The sequence below is a fragment of the Gordonia zhaorongruii genome, from assembly GCF_007559005.1.
In the GTDB taxonomy this organism is placed as follows: Bacteria; Actinomycetota; Actinomycetes; order Mycobacteriales; family Mycobacteriaceae; genus Gordonia; species Gordonia zhaorongruii.
This window is the reverse complement of record NZ_CP041763.1, coordinates 1,342,078-1,363,275: the sequence shown is the minus strand read 5'-3', so window position 1 is coordinate 1,363,275 and position 21,198 is coordinate 1,342,078. Positions and strand designations below refer to the sequence as shown.

Genomic DNA, 21,198 nt, shown 5'->3' with positions numbered 1-21,198 from the left:
ACGCCGGGTCCGTGTCACCGGCGTTCGTGCGGGACGTCGAACTCCCTGCACAGGGCGCGCCACACGAACTTCGGATCCACCCCGTCCGCCACGGCCTGTGCGCCCGTGCGTCCATCCAGTTCGATCAGCACGTGGTCGACGAGCATCGCCTCGGCACGCAGCCGACCGAACTCCAGCTCGATCAGTTCGTGAAACTCGGTCAAGCGCATGTCACTCATCCTCCAGCACACGACGGGCCACTCGCACCGGGTCCACCGTGGACGACGCAGTTGCGGCCACCGCCTGCGCATTCGCGGCGAAAGACGGATCGTCGAGTATCCGCTCGATCGCCGCAGCGAGGGCCTTCGGCTCCGCGGGCCGGACGATCAGCCCGCACCCGGACCTCTTCACCCGCTTGGCCAGTTCCCATTGATCACCGCCACCCGGAACGGTCACCACGGGCACTCCGGCCCCGAGAGCCTTGACGAGCATCCCGTGCCCGGCCCCGCACACCGCGACGGCGGCATCGGCCAGCACCTCGTCCTGACGGGCGGTGCCGGCCACGAACCGGCCCGGCGTGGTGACGCCGTCGGCCAGCGCCGAGAGCGCGGAGTAGACCGTGCGCAACCCTCGCCGTCCGTCCAGATCGTTCAGTGCCTCCAGCGCGACCGCGCCCAGTTCCGCCTCACCGATCCGCGCGGTTGACGGCGCCACGACGACCAGCGGACCGTCGCCCGGCGGGCGGTCGAAGACCGCGTCGGTCGGCTCGTGCAGCAACGGGCCGATCAGGTGAGTGCGGGGCGGCCAGTCCGGCCGGTGCACTTCCAGGCCGGGCAGGGTGGCGACGAACCGGGCGGCGGGCGCCGGTACCGGAGGCAGGCGCAGACCGCCACGCGCACGAGCGGTGGCACGGACCCCATCCGACGCCGACTTCGCGCAGAGAATCCGCAACCCGGCGTCGCGCAGACGGCCCCGGACACCCGTTCCCACAGCGAGTCCCGAACCGATCGGCGGAAGACCGGCCGACTGCTCGTACAGCGGGTGCGGCGACACCTCGATCCACGGAACGCCTGCGAGCTCTGCCGCCCAGCCTCCTGCCCGCGTGATCACATCACTGAAGACCAGTTCGACGCCCTCCGTGGCGAGGGCCGGCGCGAGCATCACCGCCATCCGCGCCGCCCGAGCGTTCAGCTTGGCTCCGGCGTCATCGTCGTCCTCGCCCGGCAGCGCAGCCAGGCCCGGGAGCGGGAGCACCCGAACCCCGCACCGGGGGCCTTCGCCGATCCAGTCGCTGCCCGTGTAGACGAGGACCTCGTCGCCCGCTCGGGCGAACAACTTGCCCAGCGCGAGCGCAGGAAAAGCGTGACCGGCATCCGAGCCGGCCACCACCGCGATCTTGGTCAGTTCTGCTCCGGCTTCGCAGTCGGCGCTGCCTGGCCCGGTGCTGCCTGACCCGGTGCCGCCTGACCCTGGCCGACCTGTCCCGCGGCCGGCTGCTGCTGCCCCGCGGTCAGCGATCCACCGTTCATGCTGGCGCGAATCTGCTCCAGCCGACTGTGACCCGCCATCTGCACGCCGGCGGCCTCGACCTCGGCCATCCGCCCCTGGACGGATCCCTTGGCCAGTTCGGCCGAACCCAGCGCGTTGGCGTACCGGCGCTCGATCTTGTCGCGCACCTGGTCGAGATTGGGTGTGTTTCCAGGAGCCGACAACTCGCTCATGCTGTTGAGCGAATTGCTGACCTGCTCCTGCATCTTCGCCTGCTCGAGCTGGCTCAGCAGCTTGGACCGCTCGGCCAGCTTCTGCTGGAGGGTCATCGCGTTGCGTTCGACGGCCTGCTTGGCCTGCGCTGCGGCGGTGAGCGACTGGTCATGCAGAACCTTGAGGTCCTCGACGTTCTGCTCGGCCGTCACCAACTGGGCGGCGAACGCCTCAGCTGCGTTGGTGTACTCGGTGGTCTTCGCCGCGTCGCCGGCTGCGGAGGCCTGATCGGCGAGTTGGAGAGCCTGCCGGGTGTTTCCCTGCAGCTTCTCGATCTCCTCGAGCTGGCGATTGAGCCGCATCTCCAGCTGGCGCTGGTTTCCGATGACTGCGGCAGCCTGCTGCGACAAGGCCTGATGCTGACGCTGAGCATCCTCGATCGCCTGCTGGATCTGCACCTTGGGATCGGCGTTCTCGTCGATCTTCTGATTACCCAGGGCCATCATGTAGCGCCAAGCCTTCACGAAAGGATTCGCCATACCTGCTTCCTCAACCTTCTCGACACTCTTGAACGTTCCGACTCGGGCGCGGCAACCACCTCAGGCAGCTGCCAGTTCTGCGGGAACCTCGCCCTGGGTTGCGATCACTTCGACGACCGCATCCACCGGGGACATCGCGCCCGCAACATTGAGGAGTACATCGCTGATCTCGACGTCGAGCGCAACGCAGATGGAGGCGAGCAACTCGCTGGACGCCTCTTTCTGACCGCGCTCCACCTCGGAGAGGTATCCGAGGCTGACGCGCGCATGCGTCGACACCTCGCGCAGCGTGCGGCCCTGGTCCGTGCGAACCCGCCGCAGCTGGTCGCCGATCGCCTCGCGCAACAGCAATGTCACGTCCAATCCTCCCGCAGTCGGGTCGCGGTGCCTGTTCACTGTCTGTACTGAATTCATGCTGTGTGCCGAATTCTCTGTCTTCACCGATATCCGTGCTCACCGATTCCCGGTGCTCACCGAATTGTCTGTGCCGACGACACTATCGGAATTTCGCCCCGATCGCCGCAGGCCCGGTCACTGCGCCTCGTCTGCACGGGCCATCGCGTCCCGAGCCGCCGCCTGCGCGGCGCGACCCTCGCGTCGCAGGCGGATCGCCTGCCACACGTAGTCCGCTCCGGTGACCACCGTCGCGACGACAGCAGCCGCCATGAACACCCATGCGACCACCAGCAGCGCTCCCGTGAACGGCAGCACGAACAACCCTATCGCCACCGACTGCAGCAACGTCTTGAGCTTACCGCCGCGGCTCGCGGGGATCACCCCGTGCCGAATGACCCAGAAGCGGAGGATCGTCACTCCGATCTCCCGTACGAGAATCACCGCGGTGACCCACCACGGCAGCAGATCGAGCACCGACAGGCCGAGCAGGGCCGCACCGATCAGCGCCTTGTCGGCGATCGGATCGGCCATCTTCCCGAAGTCCGTGACCAGATTCCGCTCGCGCGCGATGCGTCCGTCGATCTGGTCCGTGACCGCTGCGACCACGAAGATTCCGAATGCGACCACCCGCCACAGCGTGGACTCGCCGTCATCGACGAACAGCGCGACCACGAACACCGGAACCAGCAGGATCCGGAACATCGTCAAGGCGTTCGCCACGTTGACCACCGGCGGCACTGCCGCCGAATGGTCGCCGATGGCGCGGCGCGCGGGTTCAGTCACGGATGTAAGCCTAACGTCATGAGTTCTGCCGACCTCTGCAGGGCGCACGCAGACCTGCGACTATCGTTGGTTTCATGCCCTCCACCGATGCTCGAGCAGACCCCGCCGCACCGCCGGAGATCGTGGTCCGACGTGCACGGACGGCTGACGTGCCACGGATCAAGGAGCTGATCGACGTGTACGCGGGCAAGATCCTGCTCGCGAAGAACCTCGTCACCCTGTACGAGGCGGTACCGGAGTTCTGGGTCGCCGAACTCGACGGCCAGGTCGTCGGCTGCGGTGCCCTGCACGTTCTGTGGGCCGACCTGGGTGAGGTCCGCACCGTCGCCGTCGCGAAGGAGCACTCCGGCCGTGGCATCGGCCACCTCGTGGTCGGCCGCCTGCTCGACGTCGCCCGCGAACTGGGGTTGCAGCGCGTCTTCGTTCTCACTTTCGAGATCTCGTTCTTCGCCAGGCACGGTTTCGCCGAGATCGACGGGACACCCGTGACCCGTGAGGTGTACGACGAGATGACGCGGTCGTACGATACCGGCGTCGCCGAGTTCCTCGACCTGAGTTTCGTGAAGCCGAACACGCTCGGAAACACACGTATGCTCGCGCAACTCTGACCAGGCCCACTCCCCATCCGTCACCGATTCCTCCGGGAGCACCCCATGCCGATCTTCCACGTCGAGTACACCTACGCACCGGATGCCACGGCGCTGCGCGACGACTTCCGCCCCGAGCACCGCGAATTCCTCGGAGCGCTGCACGACGCGGGCGACCTGCTCATGGTGGGCCCCTTCCTCGACGGCAGCGGCGCGACCCTACTGGTGTCCGCCGAGAACGAACCCGCGGCGCGGGCGCTCCTCGCACGTGACCCGTTCGCTCGCGAGGAGGCCATCGCAGGCGTTCGAGTCGTCGAATGGAAGCAGGTCTTCGGCCCCTTCTGAGGGGCTCGACGGTCTAGTCCCGGCCGGCTGACTTCAACTTCTTCTGGGTCCGTGAACGGGTGACCAGCAGACTGGCGACGGTCACGACGACCAAGGTGCCGGCGATCACCACCAACGACAGCCCCGTGGATACCTCGGGCACCGGAACCGACTCGCCGCCGTTGATGAAGCCCAGCGTGTTCTCGTGCAGTGCGTGCAGCACCAGCTTGACGCCGATGAAGGCCAGGATGATCGACAGACCGTACGAGAGGTAGATCAACTTGTCGAGCAGTCCACCGAGCAGGAAGTACAGCTGGCGCAGGCCCATCAGTGCGAAGGCATTCGCCGTGAACACCAGGTACGGCTCCTGCGTCAGTCCGTAGATCGCGGGAATCGAGTCCAGCGCGAACAGCACATCGGTGAAGCCGATGACGACCAGGACCACCATCAACGGGGTGATCAAGCGCTTGCCGTTCTCCTTGGTGAACAGGCGGTCGCCGTCGTAGTTGTCGGAGGCCCGGAAGATCTTCTTGATGATCCGCTCCACGCGGCCCTGCTGCTCCCGCTCGTGAGTCGCGTGGTCGTCGCTCTCGCGGAGCAACTTGATCGCGGTGAACAGCAGGAACAGGCCGAAGATGTAGAACACCCAGCTGTAGGCGTCGATCGCGGCCGCACCGACCGCGATGAATCCCGCGCGCATCACGAGCGCCATGACGATGCCGAGCAGCAGGACCTTCTGCTGGTAGATGCGCGGGACCGCGAACTTCGTCATGATGACGACGAAGACGAAGAGGTTGTCAACCGACAGCGCCTTCTCGGTCACGTAACCGGCGTAGTACTCGCCGCCGAACACACCGCCCCACTGCCACCAGACGTAACCGCCGAACGCCAGGGCGATGGCGATGTACACCGACGACCAGAAGCCCGATTCCCGGATGGTCGGCTCGTGCGGCGTCCGGACGTGCGCGAAGAAGTCGAAGACGAACAACGCGAGGATCACCACCACGGTGACGATCCAGGTGGTCAACGAGACATTCATGAAAGTGATCCTCCAGCGTGCAGAACGGTGTCAGCGATGCCGGAGGTCTCTCCCACCGCCGGTGCGTCGACATGCGCACGGTGTTCGGCGGCGACGGCCCCGGGAGCGAGCCGGCATCCGGTCGGCGGATGTTCGGACATCGTCCGTATTGACGGAACCGTCACGGTTCGGGGGATACTCCCCTCCTGGTCGCCGTCAGTCTAACGGAGCGTCGTCCGCGTCTCCACCTCCACCGGTGATGGAGGTGATGACGCCCGCCAGGTCCTCGGGCTTCACCAGCACGTCGCGAGCCTTCGATCCCTCGCTCGGCCCGACTACGCCGCGTGTCTCCATCAGGTCCATGAGACGCCCGGCCTTCGCGAACCCGACACGCAGTTTGCGCTGCAGCATCGACGTCGATCCGAACTGACTGGACACCACGAGTTCGATGGCTTGAAGCAGATCGTCGAGATCGTTTCCGATGTCGCCGTCGATCTCCTTCTTGTCCGACGCCTTCGAACTCGTGACGCCCTCGGTGTACTCGGGCTCGGATTGCTCCCGCGTGAACTCGACGACCGCCGAGATCTCCTCGTCGGTGATGAAGGCGCCCTGCATGCGGATCGGTTTGTTGGCGCCCATCGGCATGAAGAGGCCGTCGCCCATGCCGATGAGCTTCTCCGCTCCCGGCTGGTCGAGGATGACACGCGAGTCTGTGAGCGAGCTCGTCGCGAAGGCCAGGCGCGACGGAACGTTGGTCTTGATCAGACCGGTCACCACGTCCACCGATGGCCGCTGCGTGGCCAGCACCAGGTGGATGCCCGCGGCGCGCGCCTTCTGGGTGATGCGGACGATCGCGTCCTCCACATCGCGGGGCGCGGTCATCATCAGGTCGGCCAGCTCGTCCACGATGGCGACGATGTACGGATACGGGCGGTACACCCGCTCGGAGCCGAGCGGGGTGGTGATCTCCCCAGACCGGACCTTCGCGTTGAAGTCGTTGATGTGCCGCACACGCGACGCCTTCATGTCCTGGTAACGCTGCTCCATCTCATCCACCAGCCAGGACAGCGCCGCGGCCGCCTTCTTCGGTTCGGTGATGATCGGTGTGATCAGATGCGGAACGCCTTCGTACGGCGTGAGTTCGACCATCTTCGGGTCGATCAGGATCATCCGCACGTCCTCGGGGGTGGCTCGGGCGAGCAGCGAGACGAGCATCGAGTTCACGAAGCTCGACTTACCGGACCCGGTGGAGCCCGCCACCAGAAGGTGCGGCATCTTCGAGAGGTTCGCCGACACGAAGTCGCCTTCGATGTCCTTGCCGAGCCCGATGACCAGCGGGTGGTCGTCGCGGCGCGACTCCGGGGAGTTGAGCACGTCAGCGAGTCGCACCATCTCGCGGTCGGAGTTGGGCACCTCGATGCCGACCGCCGACTTCCCGGGGATCGGCGCCAGCAGCCGAACGTTGTCCGTAGCCACCGCGTACGCGATGTTGCGCTGCAACTGGGTGATCTTCTCGACCTTGACCGCAGGTCCGAGTTCCACCTCGTAACGGGTCACCGTGGGACCGCGTGTGTAACCGGTGACCGCCGCATCGATCTTGAACTGCTCGAGCACCGAGTTGATCCGGTCGATCATGTCGTCATTGGCTGCGCTGCCCTGCTTCGGCGGGTCACCGGCCAGCAGGAGATCCGCGGGCGGAAGCCGGTAGTCACCGTCTTGATCGCGATCGACCAGCGCTCTACCCGCTGGAGCCGGCTTCGGTGCGGCGGGTGCCGGTGATACCGCTGCCGGTCGCCGGGTTCGGCGACGCGGAGCCTGGTCGGCAGGCACCTCGTCGGCGAGCGGGCCGATGGGCTCGGTCACCTGGGTATCGGGAACGATCGGCTCGGTCATCAGGTCGGGCATGTGCGCGTCGCGGTCTTGGCCCGCGGTACGCCGGCCACCTGCTCGCGCCGCTACCGGAATCGCGTCCGGTTCCACGACCGACGGCGAGGTTCGCGACGCCCGGCCGTGCTCCCGCACGCTGCTTCGACGGCGCTGCTGCGGGCGGCCGCGGCGCTCGTCCGGCGGATAGTTGTCGTAGGGGTCGCCGAAGCCGTCATCGGCCGCGTCGTCGGCGGTTTCCACATCATCGGCGGGGTCGCCGTCGTCGTAGTCGTAGTCGTCGTAATCCTCGTCGTACGCCTCGTCGTCGTATTCGTCGTACTCGTCGTCGTACTCGTCGTAGTCGTAGCGTCCGAGTCCGAAGTAGTCCGCGGTGCCGTACACCACCTCACCGAGTGTGCGCCCGCTGAGGGCGAGTGCACCGAACGCCGCGCACAGAACGTAGAGCGGAACCGAGAGCCACACGGTGAGGGCGTCGGTGACCGGAGTGCCGACCGCGTAACCGAGGAAGCCGGCCGCATCCGAACGACCCGAGTAATCCGTAGGCGCTCCCTGTACCAGGTGCGCGATGCCGAGTACGCCGATCGCGAGGAGCGCGGTTCCCCCGATGTTGCGGACACGTCGCTCGGGATTCGGCTCGAGGCGCATCAAGCTGATGGCAAGTGCACCGAGGAGGACCGGGACCACATAGGCGAGCGACCCGACACCTGCCCGTACGAGGGCATCGACGAAGGCGCCGACGGGACCGAATCCGTGGAACCACACACCGACCGCGGTCAGTCCCGCGAGCAGCAGTATCGCGAGGGCCGCCCCGTCACGTCGAGCAGACGGATCGTCCTCACGTCCCGCACCGACCCGCGCGAGGTTTCCGACGCCCCGAGCGAGCATCGTCCATCCGGTAGCCACTCCGTGACCGACGCCTGCGATGACCGACGGACGGTGAAGGTCCTGGGACCGCATATCGGACCGGGGCGCACGACGGCCGCCCTGCGCCCTGCTGTCGGCGGGGGCGCGTTTGCCCTTGGCCCCCGCCGTCTGATTCCGGCGAGTCTGCGCGGGCTTCTTGCTCGAGGTCGCACGGGACGATGAACTGCGGGAGCCTGCGGCCGAACGGTCGCGCGACGATCCGGCAGCCGCACGTCGACGCGTGGTTGCTTGTGAAGCCATGGCCACCAGCCTAGTGCCCCGGCGCCACAACAGTCACACCTGCAACACCGTATCCGCTCCGGTCGTGTCGAATTCGTGACGTTCGCGGGCCGGGCCCCGCGCTAAACCGACCGCTCAGCAGCCATGACCGCCTGCACAGCGGCCGCATCGCCGGTCACCGAGACGTCGACAGGCGATCGCCCGAAGGCGAACAACAGCAGCTCACCGGTCGTACCGCTGACCGTCACGCTCGCCCCGCGGCCCGCCGCGAGCAGTTCGCGTCCGTCGACCGAACCCAGAGTGATCCGCGCCGGCGAGCCGGCCAGAGTGAGCTTGCCGACGATACGGAGTGAATTCTCGAGTGCCCGGTCCATGTCGGCCGGGAGCTTGCGGGGCAGGTAGGGGCCGTCCGGGTCCGCTCCCCCACGCAGCAGATCCTCGTGATGCACGAACATCTCGGCCAGGTTCAGCACCCCATCGAGAGGACGGAACGGCGAGTACCACGGCGGTCCGTCCATCACCGTCCGAAGTAGGACCGGCCATGGCTTGTTCGCGTACGACGCCGCCACCGATCGTGAGTATCCGCGCAGGGGAGGCACCAGCCCGGCAGCGCTCGCGTCGAGCCGTCCTTCCCGGAGCACCAAATGAACGGCGAGGTCGCGGGCGCTCCACCCCGCACAGAGGGTGGGCGCATCCGGCCCGACCGAACGCAGCGTCTGAACGAGCGCAGCGCGTTCGGTGCGGGCCAGCGTCATCAGTCCTCCCCGACCGGGATGACGGTGGGCACGATCATCGGTCGGCGGCGGTACTTCGCCGCGACCCAGCGTCCGACCGCGCGACGGATCCCCTGCGCGATCCGATGAGTGTCGGAGACACCTTCGTTGGCGAGCTCGGTGAGAGTCTTCTCGACGATCACCGAGGCTTCGTTCAGCGCATCCGGGTCGTCGGAGAAGCCGCGGCCGTCAACCGTCGGTTCACTCACCGCGCGGCCCGACGTGGTGTCGATCGCGACCGAGATCGAGATGAATCCGCCTTCGCCGAGAACCAACCGGTCCGAGAGGGTCGACTCCCCCACGTCACCCACCGACAGCCCGTCGACGTAGACGTGACCGATCGGCACACGGCCGGTGACCTGTGCGCGGCCGTCGACGAGATCGACGATCACACCGTCCTCGGCGAGCACGACGCGATCCGCCGGAACGCCGGTCGCCTCGGCGAGGGCAGCGTTGGCCCGCAGGTGACGCCATTCGCCGTGCACCGGCATCGCATTGGACGGCCGAACCGCGTTGTACAGGTACAGGAGCTCACCCGCCGACGCGTGACCGGAGACGTGGACCTTCGCACTCGCCTGAGTGACGACGGCGGCACCGCGCTTGGCCAACCCGTTCACCACGGTGAACACCGAGTTCTCGTTACCGGGGATGAGCGACGATGCGAGAACCACGAGATCGTTCGCCCGGATGTTGATCTGACGGTGCTCGCCGCGAGCCATCCGGGAAAGCGCCGACAGCGGCTCGCCCTGCGATCCGGTCGAGATCAGCACGAGCCGGTGATCCGGCAGAGTCGCTGCGGTGTCCATGTCTACGACGACGCCCTCGGGCACCGACAGGTACCCGAGCTCCTGCGCGATCTGCATGTTGCGGACCATCGACCGCCCGACGAACGTGACCCGTCGCCCGTGCTTGTAGGCGACGTCGACGATCTGCTGGATGCGGTGCACGTGACTGGCGAACGACGCGACGATGACCCGCTGCCGGGCCTTGCCGATCACCGTGTCGAGCACCCCTCCGATGTCCCGCTCGGGCGTGACGAAGCCCGGCACCTCGGCGTTGGTCGAGTCCACGAGGAACAGGTCGACGCCTTCGTCACCGAGTCGGGAGAAACCGGCGAGGTCGGTGAGTCGATTGTCGAGCGGAAGCTGGTCGAGTTTGATGTCGCCCGTGTGCAGCACCACGCCTGCCGGTGTGCGGATCGCGACCGCGAGCGCATCCGGGATCGAGTGGTTCACCGCGAAGAACTCGCAATCGAACGAACCGTAGTCCTGCCGGTCGCCCTCGACCACCTGGACGAGCTTCGGGCGCAGGCGATGCTCCCGGCACTTCGCGGCCACCAGTGCGAGCGTGAAGCGTGAGCCGACGACCGGAATGTCCGCGCGTAGCTTCAGCAGGAAGGGCACCGCACCGATGTGGTCCTCGTGACCATGAGTGAGGACCACCGCCTCGATGTCGTCCACCCGGTCCTCGATGTAGCTGAAGTCCGGAAGGATCAGGTCTACGCCCGGCTGCGCGTCCTCCGGGAACAGGACGCCGCAGTCGACGATGAGGAGTCGGCCGTCGTACTCGAACACCGTCATATTGCGGCCGATCTCGCCGATGCCGCCGAGCGCCACGACCCGCAGACCGCCCTTGGGCAGCGCGCCCGGTGCCGGCAGCCGGTCGATCATGTCGCCGGTCACTCCGGAGCCGGTCGCGTTCGGGATCGCCGGACCGTCGCCCTGCTTCGACTTGTTCTTCTGCGACGACCGGTTCCGTCCCGAACTCTTTCGCGACCCGCTCTTCTGAGCCCCGTTCTTCTGCGAACCGTTCTTCTGCGAGGCATTCTGCTGCGGACCCTTCTTGTGGGCCTGGTTCTGAGCAACCTCGTTGTTCTGCGGCACGTTCTCCTGCCCTGTGGTCTTCGGCTCTGGGGTGTTCGGCGCAGATTTCTGCTGCCCTGATTCCTGCTGGGGCCTGCCCTCGACCGGCGGACCGGCCTGGCGCGATGCCCGACGACGACGCTGTGGGTTCGAACGCTGTGGGTTCGACATCAGACGATCACCCCCGCTGCGCGCAGATCGACGATCAGCGCTTCGATGGACGGTCCGTCCGCCGGCACTTGAGGCAGGCGCGGGTCACCGACATCCAGTCCGACTATTCGGAGCGCGGCCTTGACCATGGTCACCCCACCGAGCCGGCCCATCGCGTCGACGAGCGGCGCCATGGACGCCGACAGCCGCCGTGCAGTCACCAGATCGCCGGCCGCGACCGCGTCGCGCATCGCGCGCAGACGATCCGGAACGAGATGGCCGATCACGCTGACGAATCCGGAGGCACCGACCGAGAGCCACGGCAGGTTCAGCGCATCCTCACCGGACAGGTACTCGAGATCGGTGGACGCCATGATCCGGGCTGCGGCATGCAGATCGCCCTTGGCGTCCTTCACCGCTTTGATGTTCGGGTGCTCGGCGAGCCGGAGGATGGTCTCCGTCTGGATCGGGATGACCGAACGGGGCGGAATGTCGTACAGCATGATCGGCAGATCGGTCGCGTCCGCCACTGCCCGGAAATGTGCGTACACGCCGGCCTGCGGAGGCTTGCTGTAGTACGGGGTGACGATCAGCAGACCGTCCGCTCCGAGGTCCGCCGCCTCACGCGCACGGCGCACCGACTCCGCGGTGTCATAGCTTCCGGCCCCGTGCACGATGCGCGCCCGATCGCCGACGGCGCCCTTGACGACGCGGAGGAGTTCGTTCTTCTCCGGAACCGTGGTCGTCGGCGATTCGCCCGTCGTCCCCGACACCACGAGCGAGTCGCAGCCTCCGGCCACGAGCCGGTCGGCGAGTTCTGCGGCCTTGTCGTAATCGACGTCGCCGCGCGGAGTGAACGGGGTCACCATCGCGACCGAGACAGTTCCGAAGGGGTGCTGCGTGCGCCCGATGTCAGCCGAATCCATGCCGCTCACGCTACCGCGTGTTCGCTCGATTGCGGCGCTCAGCCCTCGAAAACGAACGGGGATGTCGCGACGTTAGTGCCGTCGGCGAGCTCGCCGATTTCAAAGTCTCCGAACGCGGTCGGCGCGACGTCGACCAGGTGCCGCAGACACTCAACGGCGAGTTGCCGGATCTCCACGTCGGCATGCTCGGTCGCGCGCATTCCGATGAAGTGCCGCCACGCCCGGTAGTTGCCGGTGACCACGATGCGGGTCTCCGTCGCGTTCGGGAGGACCGACCGCGCGGCCTGACGCGCCTGCTTCCGTCGCAGAATGGCGTTCGGCACGTCCGCGAACTTCGATTCGAGTTCGGCGAGCAGTTCGGAGTACGCAGCGCGCGAGGCGTCCGTCGCCTTCACGAACAGCTCCTCGAGTTCCGCATCGCCCCGGATGGCCGGCGGTGGCACGACGTTGGAATCGTGTTCCGGGACGAAACGCTGCGAGAGCTGAGAGTACGAGAAATGACGGTGCCGGATCAGCTCATGGGTGCACGACCGGGAGATCCCGCTGATGTAGAAGGTGACAGTGGCGTGCTCGAACAACGAGGTGTGCCCCACCTCGAGGACATGACGCAGATAGCCCGAGTTGCTCGCAGTCCGCGGATTGGGTTTGTCCCAGCTCTCGTAGCAGGCACGGCCCGCGAACTCGATGAGCGCTTCCCCACCGTCCGCATCGGTCTCCCAGTCGATGTCGGCGGGCGCGTTGAATTGCGTCGATGCGACGAGTTGCACTTTCAGCGGCACCAGTTCGGACACCTGGCACACTCCTTAACTTGAGAGACGGACAGCTCGAGACACTGGCGGCAGAACCCCGGGTAGGACTTCCCCGTATCGCATCCCCGTATCGCACCATTGTCCCGCAGCGGAGTCGCGCCGTTCCGTTGGCGTCGGTTCAGCCGACCCATTCGACGAGCCGCTCCGTGACCGCCGGGTCGCCGAGCAAGGTGAAGTGATTCGCTCCCGCGAGGTGCAGGCCGTTGTCCGGATCGAAGCCGATGCGCCTCGCCTTGTGAGCGCCGCGAGCACTCGGAGTGAGCACGAGGCCGTCGCCGATGACGCGGCCGATCGGGTTCCGCGGCGATCGGGTGACCGTGGCCGACACGAAGTAGTGCTTCGCCTGCGGGAGCAGCGGGACCTCGGAGGCGACGGCCTTGCCCAGGGCGTCCGGATCACGGCCGACCCAGTCCTCGTCGACGAGACTGCCGCCACGCAGATCACGGATTCCGACACTGCGTCGCCGCAGCAGGCCGCCGAACGCGGAGGTCTCCGGGAAGAACGAGAGGCCCGCACTCGCGTAGTGAGCGAGATTCTCCAGCGGAGCGCCCAGATGCGGCGTCCCGAGACTCACCGTCGTCGTGACAGCACGGACCCATCCCCGGCCATCGAGATCGGCTCGGTGAGCCGCGCTTCGGAGTACCAGTCCGCCCATCGAGTGACCGATGAGGACGATCCGTTCCACCGGCACCGGCCAGTTCCGGACCAGAGCGTCGAGCTCGGCTGCGATGTCGCGCCCGTTCACCGACACACGTCTGCCGGTGTTGTAGCGGAGATGCACGGCGGTGAAGCCGCGCTCGGCGAGCACCTGCTCGTAATGCGGGCCCTCTCCGTACCGGAACGCGTGCTCGGTCTCCATCAACCCGTGCGCGAACACGACCAACGCGCCCGTCGCATCCCCGAAGGCCGCCGCCACCCCGGACGCAGTGCAGTCCACCGGTCGTCCGTCGACGCGAATGCTGACAGCGTCCTCGGTGAGCGGTGAACGCCTGCCCTCGAGCTCGTCCCCGATCAGACCGTTGACCGCGGCGATGACCGCCGATCCGGCCACCGTCCGCGAGACCGGCGCCTGCAGCGGAAGGTCGGCGACGTTTCTGCCGACGACGCCCGCGGAGTCGACTCCGGCCCGCACCGCCGTGTAGACGCCGTCGGTGATCGCGTCGTGCATCACCTTGACCGGCGCGCTAGAGCGCCGCGTGAACAGACCCACCCCGCGGAACACCCGATCGGAGATCGCCCGATGCGTGTGATGGATCCCGCCGGTGGCACGACCGGTCTCCGACAGCAGCAGACCGACGAGCTCCCGGACCTCCCTCCGGCGTGCATCACGATCATTCATGACATATCAGTGTACACGTGTGCACTGATATTCACTCGCGTACGGAATCGAACCACTCGGTCCGCGGACCTGCTGCCCCAGTAAGCTGCCGGTCATGGTTGAAGGAGTTATCCGCGACGGCAAGTCGTACCGGCTGGTCATGTTCGATCTCGACGACACGCTCGCGCCGTCCAAGACGCCCATGAGCGATGAGATGGTGACGCTGTTCCGTGAGCTCCTCGGCATCAGCGGGGTGTGCATCATCTCCGGCGGCCAGTACGGCCAGTTTCGGTCGCAGGTCCTCGACCGCGTCGGCGACTTCCCGCACACGGCCAATCTCCACCTCATGCCGACCAACGGCACGCGCTACATCCGCTGGTCGGGTAGCGCGTGGGAGACGGTGTACGCCGAGGACCTGTCCGACGACCAGAAGTCTCGTGCGATGAGCGCCGTCGAAGCCGGTGCCCGCGAACTCGGCCTGTGGGAGGAGCAGACCTGGGGGCCGATCCTCGAGGACCGCGGCAGTCAGGTGACGTTCTCGGCCCTCGGTCAGTCGGCGCCGGTGGAGGCGAAGGCCGCGTGGGATCCCGACGGGCGGAAGAAGGAGGCGCTGCGCGCTTACGCCGCCGACCGGCTTCCCGATCTCGAGGTCCGCAGCGGCGGCTCCACCTCGGTCGACATCACCGCGAAGGGCATCGACAAGGCGTACGGCGCCCGACGCCTGATGGAGATCCTGGGGCTGTCCACCGACGACATCCTGTTCTTCGGCGACCGGCTCGACGAGGGCGGTAACGATCGCCCGGTGGCCGACCTCGGCATCGACTCGGTTCACGTCCACGGCTGGGAGAACACCTACGCCACGCTCTCCGCGATCGTGCGCGGGTAGCGACTCAGCACCTCGCCGTCAGAGCTTCACCGTGAGGGCATCACCCAGTCGAAGGCCGCCGCCTTCGACCGCGCCCCCTGCGCTGTCTTGGAGCGCGAGGACTCCCCCAGTTCGGCGAGCAGGCTCTCACCCGCCGTGATCAGGTCAGCGAGTACCCGCGGGGTCAGGTAATCGGGGCGCGTCGCGAACAGCAGGTCCTCGGTCGCCGTGTTTCCGCTCGCCCCGGGGGCGAACGGGCACCCGCCGAGGCCGGCCAGAGCACCGTCGATCACCTCGGCACCGCCCTCGACGGCCGCCAGCGAATTGGCCACACCCATCCCCCAGGTGTCGTGCCCGTGGAAGACCAGCCGTCGGTCGCGTGCGGGCGCCGACTCGAACAAGCCGCGCACGGCTGCCGGATGCGCCTGTCCGAGCGTGTCGGCGAGCACCACGTCGTCGGCGCCGGCCGTCCGTGGATCGCCGACGATGCCGCGGACCCGGTCCGGGTCGATCTGACCGTCGAACGGGCAGGTGAAACTCGTTGCGATGCACAGCTGGATGCGACCGCCCGCCTCGCGGACCAGGTCGATCGCGCGCGGCATCGCCGCCACGCTGTCCTCGGTCGGCCTGCCGATGTTCGCCTGATTGTGGGCATCCGACGCGGAGAAGCAGTACTGGACGTTCCGGGCGCCCGCAGCGATGGCTTTCTCGACGTGCCGCGGAGTCGCAACCCAGATCCAGCACTGGTCGAGTTCTTCCGGCGTCAGGGCGGCGACCACGTCCAGCGAGCCGGCCATCGGGGGAACCAGGTCGGGGCGCGCCATGGATCCGATCTCCAGTTCGGGCACCCCGGCGGCGAGCAGCGTACGCGCGAGGTCCACGCGCATCTGCACGTCGAGTGTCTTACCGGTGAGTTGCAGCCCGTCGCGCAGCGTGACGTCCCGCAGTCGCACGGTCACCTCGTCTGCACATTCAGGCTGATGATCACCGCGGTCCCCTTCTCGGACACCTCGGCCAGGCCGGTCCCGGTGCGAGTCGCACCGTCGAGCACGATCGAGACCGGTTGCGGATCACCCTCGAAGTTGCGCCACCACGATTTGCGATCGGGCATCGCGACCCCGATCACCACTTCGTCGTCGCCACGCATCCGGTAGGCGACCGGAAGCATGATCTGCCTGCCGGACCTCCTACCTGTGTAGGTGATCTCGGTCATCGATCGACCGAGGAACGGTCCGACGACGGGCGCCGACAGCATCGGCGTCACGAGGGTGTTGACGGCCTTGGCCACTCGCTGAAAGGCACTCATCCCTCCAGCCTATGCCCGTAACGCCCACGCGAGCTCGGACGCGAGATCGCCGCGGGGCCGGACGTCCACATCGTCGAGCCCGCGCCAGTGGGCGGTCCGTCGCAGGTCCGCCGCCAGCGACTCCGCCACCGCCCCCGGATCGCATCCCTCCTCCACATGAGCCGCGAGCACCCGGAGCACGCGTGCCCCGCGATCCGCCTTGAGGTCGACCCGGGCCGTGAGAGATTCGCCCATCAGGTACGGGAGCACGTAGTAGCCGTGCACACGCTTGTGCTCGGGCACGTAGATCTCGATGCGGTAGCGGAATCGGAACAGCCGCTCCGCCCGGGGCCGATAGAACACCAGTGGGTCGAACGGTGACAGCAGCGTCGATCGACTCACCGACCGGGGTATGCGTGCGTCGCGGTGCAGATAAGCCTGATCTCGCCACCCGTCGACGGTCGCCTCGGTGATCTCGCCTGCATCGAGCAGGTCGCCGAGGACCGCCCGTACGTCGGCAATCCGGATCCGGTGGTAATCGGCGAGATCGGCGACGGTGGCGATCCCGTGCGACCGCGCCGCGCGGGACACGAGTGCCCGATGCGCGTCGCGCTCTGGCACCTCGATGCCCACTCGATCGGCCCCGATGACGCGGTCGGCGAGATCGTAGTGCCGGGCGAAGTGCGCGTCACGGATCGACGACAGATCGCCGGAGGCGAACAGCGCCTCGCACACGTGCTTCACCGCCGAACGGTTCCACCAACTGCCCGTGACACCTGTCGCACGTTCGACGCCCAACGCGGCCTCGATCGCACTCGGCGTCGTCGCTCCACGTTCGACGATCACATCACGGACATCGGCCGCGAGGGCCGCGTTGCGCTGCAGCACTTCTCGCGTCTGCCGGTACCGTCCGCCGCGGTACTGCCGCATTCGCCAGCCGAACAGCGGCCAGTCCTCGACCGGGATCAGGGCCGCCTCATGCGCCCAGTACTCGGCGAGCAGTCGCGGGGATCGCGCGGTGTGCTGCCAGGCGGCGCGGTCGACGATGCCGTCGTCGTACTGTCCGATGCGGGAGAAGACCGGCAGATAGTGGGCCCGAGCGAGAATGTTCACCGAGTCCATCTGCAGCAGCCCGGTGCGTCCGACGACTCGCCGCAGGTGGGTCCGCGTCGGCTCACCGCGCGCCGGTGGATCGGCGAACCCCTGCGCCGCCAGAGCGACTCGCCTCGCTTGCTCACCCGACAGCGCTGTCATCGGTCGTCGAGCCGTCCGGCCAGCACGGTCAGCGCGAACTCGACGCGCCGCTTCCCGGCACCCCACTCCGGCTCCAGTTGTGATCGGAGGTCGTCGAGCAGCCCGCTCTCTCCTGCGTCACGGGCTCGGCGCGCGGCTGACCAGGTGCCGAGATATCCGATGAACTCGTCCAGAGTCCAGTCCTTTCCGATGCTGGGGACGGTGACCTCGATGCGGTCGAACGGGAAGTACAGGTCCGCGTAACCGTTGTCGACGTGGATCCGTTCGGGCGGCCAGTACCGCCGAATCCCGTCTCGGTAGAACTGCTCGAAACACGGCGCGAGCGAGTCCTCGAGCTGCGCGGGACCATATGTGAGCAGAGCCAGTACGGCGCCCTGTCGGGCGATTCGCCGAGCCTCACTGTAAAAGGCCGGGAGGTCGAACCAGTGAGCGGCCTGTGCCACTGTGACCAGCGATGCGACCCCGTCGCCGCAGCGCACCTCCTCCGCCGACCCGGCCACGTATGCGACGTTGGGCGCGCCTTTCGCGCCATCGAGCTGGGCTGCCGACGAGTCGACACCGATCACGCGGGCGAACTCGGACGCCAGGAGGGAGGTGAACTGCCCGCTGCCGCAACCGATGTCGACGGCGACCTCGCGGTCCGGAGCGAGTCCGGCGATGATCCCGGCGACCTCCGGCGGATACGTCGGCCGGAACTGCGCGTACGCGTCCGCACCCGTGTCGAACCAGGTCATGATGTGCTGCCCCGCTCTCCGGTCGACGCGTCCTTCAACATCAAGGGAATACCGGCGGTCATCAGAGTCACCCGCTCGCAGGCCGCCGCGACGCTCTGGTTCAGACGGCCGAGGTCGTCGACGAACCGGCGCGACGCCGCGTCCGTTTGAACCAGTCCGGCCCCGATCTCGTTGGAGACCAGCAGGATCCGCCCCGGCAGCCCCGGCAGCGCCCGGACCAGTTCGGCACTCACGGTCGCGGTATCGGGCCCCGAGCCGTGCAGGTTGGCGAGCCACATCGTCAGGCAGTCGACGATCACGAACCGTTCGGGGGCCGCCTGCCTCCGCAGAGCACCGACCAGATCGTGCGGCTCCTCGACGGTCTGCCAGTCCACCGGCCGGGCGGCCCGGTGGCGGGCGATGCGCTCGGCCATCTCATCGTCGCCTGCGAGTGCGGTGGCGATCACCGTGACATCGTCCAGATGCGCTGCCTGAGCCGCTGCGTAACGGCTCTTTCCGGAGCGTGCCGCCCCGATCACGAACTCGGTCGATTGCTCGGTCGTCACGGCTCAGCGGCGCCGGTAGTCGAGGAAGCGGTACAGGGTGCCGGTCGAGGAGTAGAGCCACTCCCCCTCCGCGGTCGGCTCCCACAGACCCGGGTCCACATCGGGTGCGAAGGCGTCGGCCCCGTCGACTCGCACGTCGATCTCGGTGATGCGCAGACGCGTTGCGAGGCTCATCGCCGCCGCATAGATCTCGCCGCCGCCCATGATCGACGCCGTGCCTCCGACCAGGTCGAGCGCCGAAGCGACGTCGTCGGTCACCTCGGCGCCGGGAGCCTCGAACACCGGATTACGCGTGATCACCACGTTGCGCCGGCCTGGCAGCGGACGGACTTTCGCGGGCAGCGACTCCCAGGTCTTGCGGCCCATGATGACCGCACCACCGCCCGTGACCTCCTTGAAGTGGGCCATGTCCTCGGGAACGCGCCACGGAATCGTGTTGCCCTTGCCGATCGCCCCGGCCCGGTCCTGAGCCCACACCAGTGAAACTGTCATCGTCGATCTCGCTCTCGCCGAATCTGGTCGCCCGCACCGCGCGACCCCTTGACCATCCGCCATAACCCGAGACCGATCGACCCGACCATCAGCAGCATCCCGATACTCAGCGGCCACGCCCCGGGCATCTCGTGCACGGCAAGTGCGATGCCCCCGTAGATGAGTGCGAGCGCTGCACCCAGCCACCCGAACATCGACTCGCCTGCACGGTAGAGGGTCTGCGCGTTCTCCTCGGTCACCCGAACCGGGTAGTTGAACCACTGGGGCTTCCCGGCGAGGACCGCTATCCCGGCGGCCAGCGTCGTGAACACTGCGGCCAGCACGAGCACGGACCACCGCGGGCCGTGCTCGTCCGCCTGCATGCCGCCGTTGAAATGAGTCGGCACCTGATCGGGCAGCGTCGGAAAGGTGACCAAGAGGACCACGGTGATGATCACGACGACGCAGAGACTCCCCCAGCGCAGCGCCGCCGTACCCGTACCGGTCGGATGGACCGGCTCCGGCCGGTGCCCCTTCGTCAGCCGTCGGCTCGTCATCATCGGTACTCGCGGCGTCAGACCGCGACTGGTGCTTTGATCGCCGGGTGCGACTGGTATCCGACCACCTGCACATCGTCGAACTCGTACTCGAAGATCGACGGAGCCTCGCGCAGTTCCAGACGCGGGTACGCGAACGGTTCCCGGGAGAGCTGCTCGGTCACCTGCTCGACGTGGTTGTCGTAGATATGGCAATCGCCGCCGGTCCAGACGAACTCGCCGACCTCGAGTCCGGCCTGCTGCGCCATCATGTGCGTCAGCAGCGCGTACGACGCGATGTTGAACGGCACCCCGAGGAACAGATCGGCACTGCGCTGGTACAGCTGGCACGACAACTTGCCGTCGGCGACGTAGAACTGGAAGAACGCGTGGCACGGCGGGAGGGCCATCTGCGGGATCTCTCCGACGTTCCAGGCGGACACGATGTTGCGGCGCGAGTCCGGGTCGGCCTTGAGGGTCTCCAGAGCCACCGCGATCTGATCGACGTGATCGCCGGACGGGGTCGGCCAGCTCCGCCACTGCACGCCGTAGATCGGCCCGAGTTCGCCGTCGTCGCCGGCCCATTCGTTCCAGATCTTCACGCCGCGCTCCTGCAGCCACCGGGCGTTGGAGTCGCCGCGCAGGAACCACAGCAGTTCGTAGACGATCGACTTGAGGTGCACCTTCTTGGTGGTGATGAGCGGGAATCCCTGCGACAGGTCGAATCGCATCTGATGCCCGAACACGCTGCGTGTCCCGGTTCCGGTTCGGTCGCCCTTGGGCGTACCGGACTCCATGACCAGCTTCAGCAGGTCCTCGTACGGGGTGGGGATCGGCGTGCTCACCTGGCCGAGTCTACTCAGGCCATCAACTGCGCAGCGACGGTCGCTCCCAATTCCCAGCACGCTTCGAGGTCGGCCTTCGCGGGCTTCCCGGAGACGACGACATCGGCGGCGGCTCGTTCCCACCCGAGCCCGCCAGTGATGGAGTGGACGCTCTTCTCCGCCCCCTCGGTGCCGAGGTTGCCGTGCATGAAGAGCCCGTACGGCCGTCCCTTCGTGGCGTCGAGGATCGTGTAGTAACTGGTATCGAACGCATGCTTGAGCGCACCGCTCATGTAGCCGAGGTTCGCGGGAGTTCCGAGCAGATACCCGTCGGCATCGAGCATCTCGGCGGCGGATACCGACAGCGCCGGCCTGCGGATCACGTCGACGCCCTCGATCTCGGGGTCCGTCGCACCCCTGAGCACCGCTTCGAGCATCTCCTGACAGTGCGGTGACGGCGTGTGGTGGACGACCAGCAGCGTTGACATG

24 protein-coding genes are annotated in these 21,198 nt (G+C 67.3%); 3 read left to right on the top strand and 21 right to left on the bottom strand.

What is annotated here, in order from left to right; all coding sequences use genetic code 11:
- Positions 1-14: 14 nt before the first annotated feature.
- From FO044_RS06280 to pgsA, 5 genes are all read right to left on the bottom strand, one after another.
- The gene (locus tag FO044_RS06280) at positions 15-209 is read right to left on the bottom strand and encodes a DUF3046 domain-containing protein (RefSeq protein ID WP_132993574.1); all 195 of its coding nucleotides are present in this window, start codon (positions 207-209) and stop codon (positions 15-17) included.
- 1 nt (position 210) lies between these two features.
- Complete coding sequence (locus tag FO044_RS06275) at positions 211-1,365, bottom strand: glycosyltransferase (protein WP_165943098.1); 1,155 nt, start codon at positions 1,363-1,365, stop codon at positions 211-213.
- A 14-nt stretch (positions 1,366-1,379) separates the two neighbouring features.
- On the bottom strand, positions 1,380-2,219 hold the full coding sequence (gene pspA, locus FO044_RS06270) for a phage shock protein PspA (protein ID WP_132993576.1): 840 nt from the start codon (positions 2,217-2,219) through the stop codon (positions 1,380-1,382).
- A gap of 60 nt (positions 2,220-2,279) precedes the next feature.
- Positions 2,280-2,576 carry a helix-turn-helix domain-containing protein gene (locus tag FO044_RS06265; RefSeq protein ID WP_132993577.1) on the bottom strand — a complete coding sequence of 99 codons (297 nt, stop codon included), beginning with the start codon at positions 2,574-2,576 and terminating at the stop codon, positions 2,280-2,282.
- Positions 2,577-2,750: 174 nt separating this feature from the next.
- The gene (pgsA, locus tag FO044_RS06260) at positions 2,751-3,398 is read right to left on the bottom strand and encodes a CDP-diacylglycerol--glycerol-3-phosphate 3-phosphatidyltransferase (protein WP_235831483.1); all 648 of its coding nucleotides are present in this window, start codon (positions 3,396-3,398) and stop codon (positions 2,751-2,753) included.
- A 74-nt stretch (positions 3,399-3,472) separates the two neighbouring features.
- Here pgsA and FO044_RS06255 point away from each other — a divergent pair, with 74 nt between their 5' ends.
- The gene (locus tag FO044_RS06255; RefSeq protein ID WP_132993578.1) at positions 3,473-4,006 is read left to right on the top strand and encodes an amino-acid N-acetyltransferase; all 534 of its coding nucleotides are present in this window, start codon (positions 3,473-3,475) and stop codon (positions 4,004-4,006) included.
- 45 nt (positions 4,007-4,051) lie between these two features.
- Positions 4,052-4,330, top strand: coding sequence for a YciI family protein (locus tag FO044_RS06250; RefSeq protein ID WP_132993579.1), 279 nt, complete (start codon positions 4,052-4,054; stop codon positions 4,328-4,330).
- 13 nt (positions 4,331-4,343) lie between these two features.
- On the opposite strand, the gene FO044_RS06245 is transcribed toward FO044_RS06250, so the two are convergent.
- The 7 genes from FO044_RS06245 to FO044_RS06215 form a co-directional block, all read right to left on the bottom strand.
- The gene (locus FO044_RS06245) at positions 4,344-5,348 is read right to left on the bottom strand and encodes a TerC family protein (RefSeq protein ID WP_132993580.1); all 1,005 of its coding nucleotides are present in this window, start codon (positions 5,346-5,348) and stop codon (positions 4,344-4,346) included.
- Between the two features lie 195 nt (positions 5,349-5,543).
- Positions 5,544-8,378 carry an FtsK/SpoIIIE family DNA translocase gene (locus FO044_RS06240; protein WP_132993581.1) on the bottom strand — a complete coding sequence of 945 codons (2,835 nt, stop codon included), beginning with the start codon at positions 8,376-8,378 and terminating at the stop codon, positions 5,544-5,546.
- 101 nt (positions 8,379-8,479) lie between these two features.
- Positions 8,480-9,112, bottom strand: a complete 633-nt coding sequence (locus FO044_RS06235; RefSeq protein ID WP_132993582.1) for a TIGR03085 family metal-binding protein — start codon at positions 9,110-9,112, stop codon at positions 8,480-8,482.
- A complete protein-coding gene (locus FO044_RS06230) occupies positions 9,112-11,163 on the bottom strand; it encodes a ribonuclease J (RefSeq protein WP_132993583.1) in 2,052 nt (683 codons plus the stop codon). Before FO044_RS06230 ends, FO044_RS06235 begins: the two co-directional genes overlap by 1 nt.
- On the bottom strand, positions 11,163-12,068 hold the full coding sequence (dapA, locus tag FO044_RS06225) for a 4-hydroxy-tetrahydrodipicolinate synthase (RefSeq protein WP_132993584.1): 906 nt from the start codon (positions 12,066-12,068) through the stop codon (positions 11,163-11,165). The genes FO044_RS06230 and dapA overlap by 1 nt, the downstream gene beginning before the upstream one ends.
- Positions 12,069-12,106: 38 nt before the next feature.
- The gene (gene thyX / locus FO044_RS06220; protein ID WP_132993585.1) at positions 12,107-12,859 is read right to left on the bottom strand and encodes an FAD-dependent thymidylate synthase; all 753 of its coding nucleotides are present in this window, start codon (positions 12,857-12,859) and stop codon (positions 12,107-12,109) included.
- Between the two features lie 136 nt (positions 12,860-12,995).
- Entirely contained in the window at positions 12,996-14,216 is a 1,221-nt protein-coding gene (locus tag FO044_RS06215; protein ID WP_132993586.1) for an esterase/lipase family protein, read from the bottom strand.
- Between the two features lie 94 nt (positions 14,217-14,310).
- Between FO044_RS06215 and FO044_RS06210 the strand changes: the two genes are divergently transcribed.
- Positions 14,311-15,081 (top strand): HAD-IIB family hydrolase, encoded by a 771-nt coding sequence (locus FO044_RS06210; protein ID WP_132993587.1) that lies wholly within the window; start codon positions 14,311-14,313, stop codon positions 15,079-15,081.
- A gap of 26 nt (positions 15,082-15,107) precedes the next feature.
- Here FO044_RS06210 and FO044_RS06205 read toward each other — a convergent pair whose 3' ends face one another.
- Genes FO044_RS06205 through FO044_RS06165 form a run of 9 tightly spaced genes read right to left on the bottom strand, consistent with a single transcriptional unit; the run spans position 15,108 to position 21,197 of the window.
- Positions 15,108-16,019: a beta/alpha barrel domain-containing protein gene (locus FO044_RS06205; protein ID WP_412917619.1), complete on the bottom strand. Its 912-nt coding sequence runs from the start codon at positions 16,017-16,019 to the stop codon at positions 15,108-15,110.
- Positions 16,016-16,366 (bottom strand): nitroreductase/quinone reductase family protein, encoded by a 351-nt coding sequence (locus tag FO044_RS06200; RefSeq protein WP_132993588.1) that lies wholly within the window; start codon positions 16,364-16,366, stop codon positions 16,016-16,018. Before FO044_RS06200 ends, FO044_RS06205 begins: the two co-directional genes overlap by 4 nt.
- Positions 16,367-16,375: 9 nt before the next feature.
- On the bottom strand, positions 16,376-17,599 hold the full coding sequence (locus FO044_RS06195) for a winged helix-turn-helix domain-containing protein (protein WP_132993589.1): 1,224 nt from the start codon (positions 17,597-17,599) through the stop codon (positions 16,376-16,378).
- A complete protein-coding gene (locus FO044_RS06190) occupies positions 17,596-18,333 on the bottom strand; it encodes a class I SAM-dependent methyltransferase (RefSeq protein WP_132993590.1) in 738 nt (245 codons plus the stop codon). Before FO044_RS06190 ends, FO044_RS06195 begins: the two co-directional genes overlap by 4 nt.
- Positions 18,330-18,878, bottom strand: coding sequence for a bifunctional adenosylcobinamide kinase/adenosylcobinamide-phosphate guanylyltransferase (gene cobU / locus FO044_RS06185; RefSeq protein ID WP_132993591.1), 549 nt, complete (start codon positions 18,876-18,878; stop codon positions 18,330-18,332). The genes FO044_RS06190 and cobU overlap by 4 nt, the downstream gene beginning before the upstream one ends.
- Before the next feature lie 3 nt (positions 18,879-18,881).
- Positions 18,882-19,370: a dihydrofolate reductase gene (locus tag FO044_RS06180; RefSeq protein WP_132993592.1), complete on the bottom strand. Its 489-nt coding sequence runs from the start codon at positions 19,368-19,370 to the stop codon at positions 18,882-18,884.
- Positions 19,367-19,909, bottom strand: a complete 543-nt coding sequence (locus FO044_RS06175; RefSeq protein ID WP_132993593.1) for a DUF1648 domain-containing protein — start codon at positions 19,907-19,909, stop codon at positions 19,367-19,369. Before FO044_RS06175 ends, FO044_RS06180 begins: the two co-directional genes overlap by 4 nt.
- Before the next feature lie 14 nt (positions 19,910-19,923).
- On the bottom strand, positions 19,924-20,730 hold the full coding sequence (locus tag FO044_RS06170) for a thymidylate synthase (RefSeq protein WP_132993594.1): 807 nt from the start codon (positions 20,728-20,730) through the stop codon (positions 19,924-19,926).
- A gap of 14 nt (positions 20,731-20,744) precedes the next feature.
- Complete coding sequence (locus FO044_RS06165) at positions 20,745-21,197, bottom strand: flavodoxin family protein (protein WP_132993595.1); 453 nt, start codon at positions 21,195-21,197, stop codon at positions 20,745-20,747.
- Position 21,198: the final 1 nt, after the last annotated feature.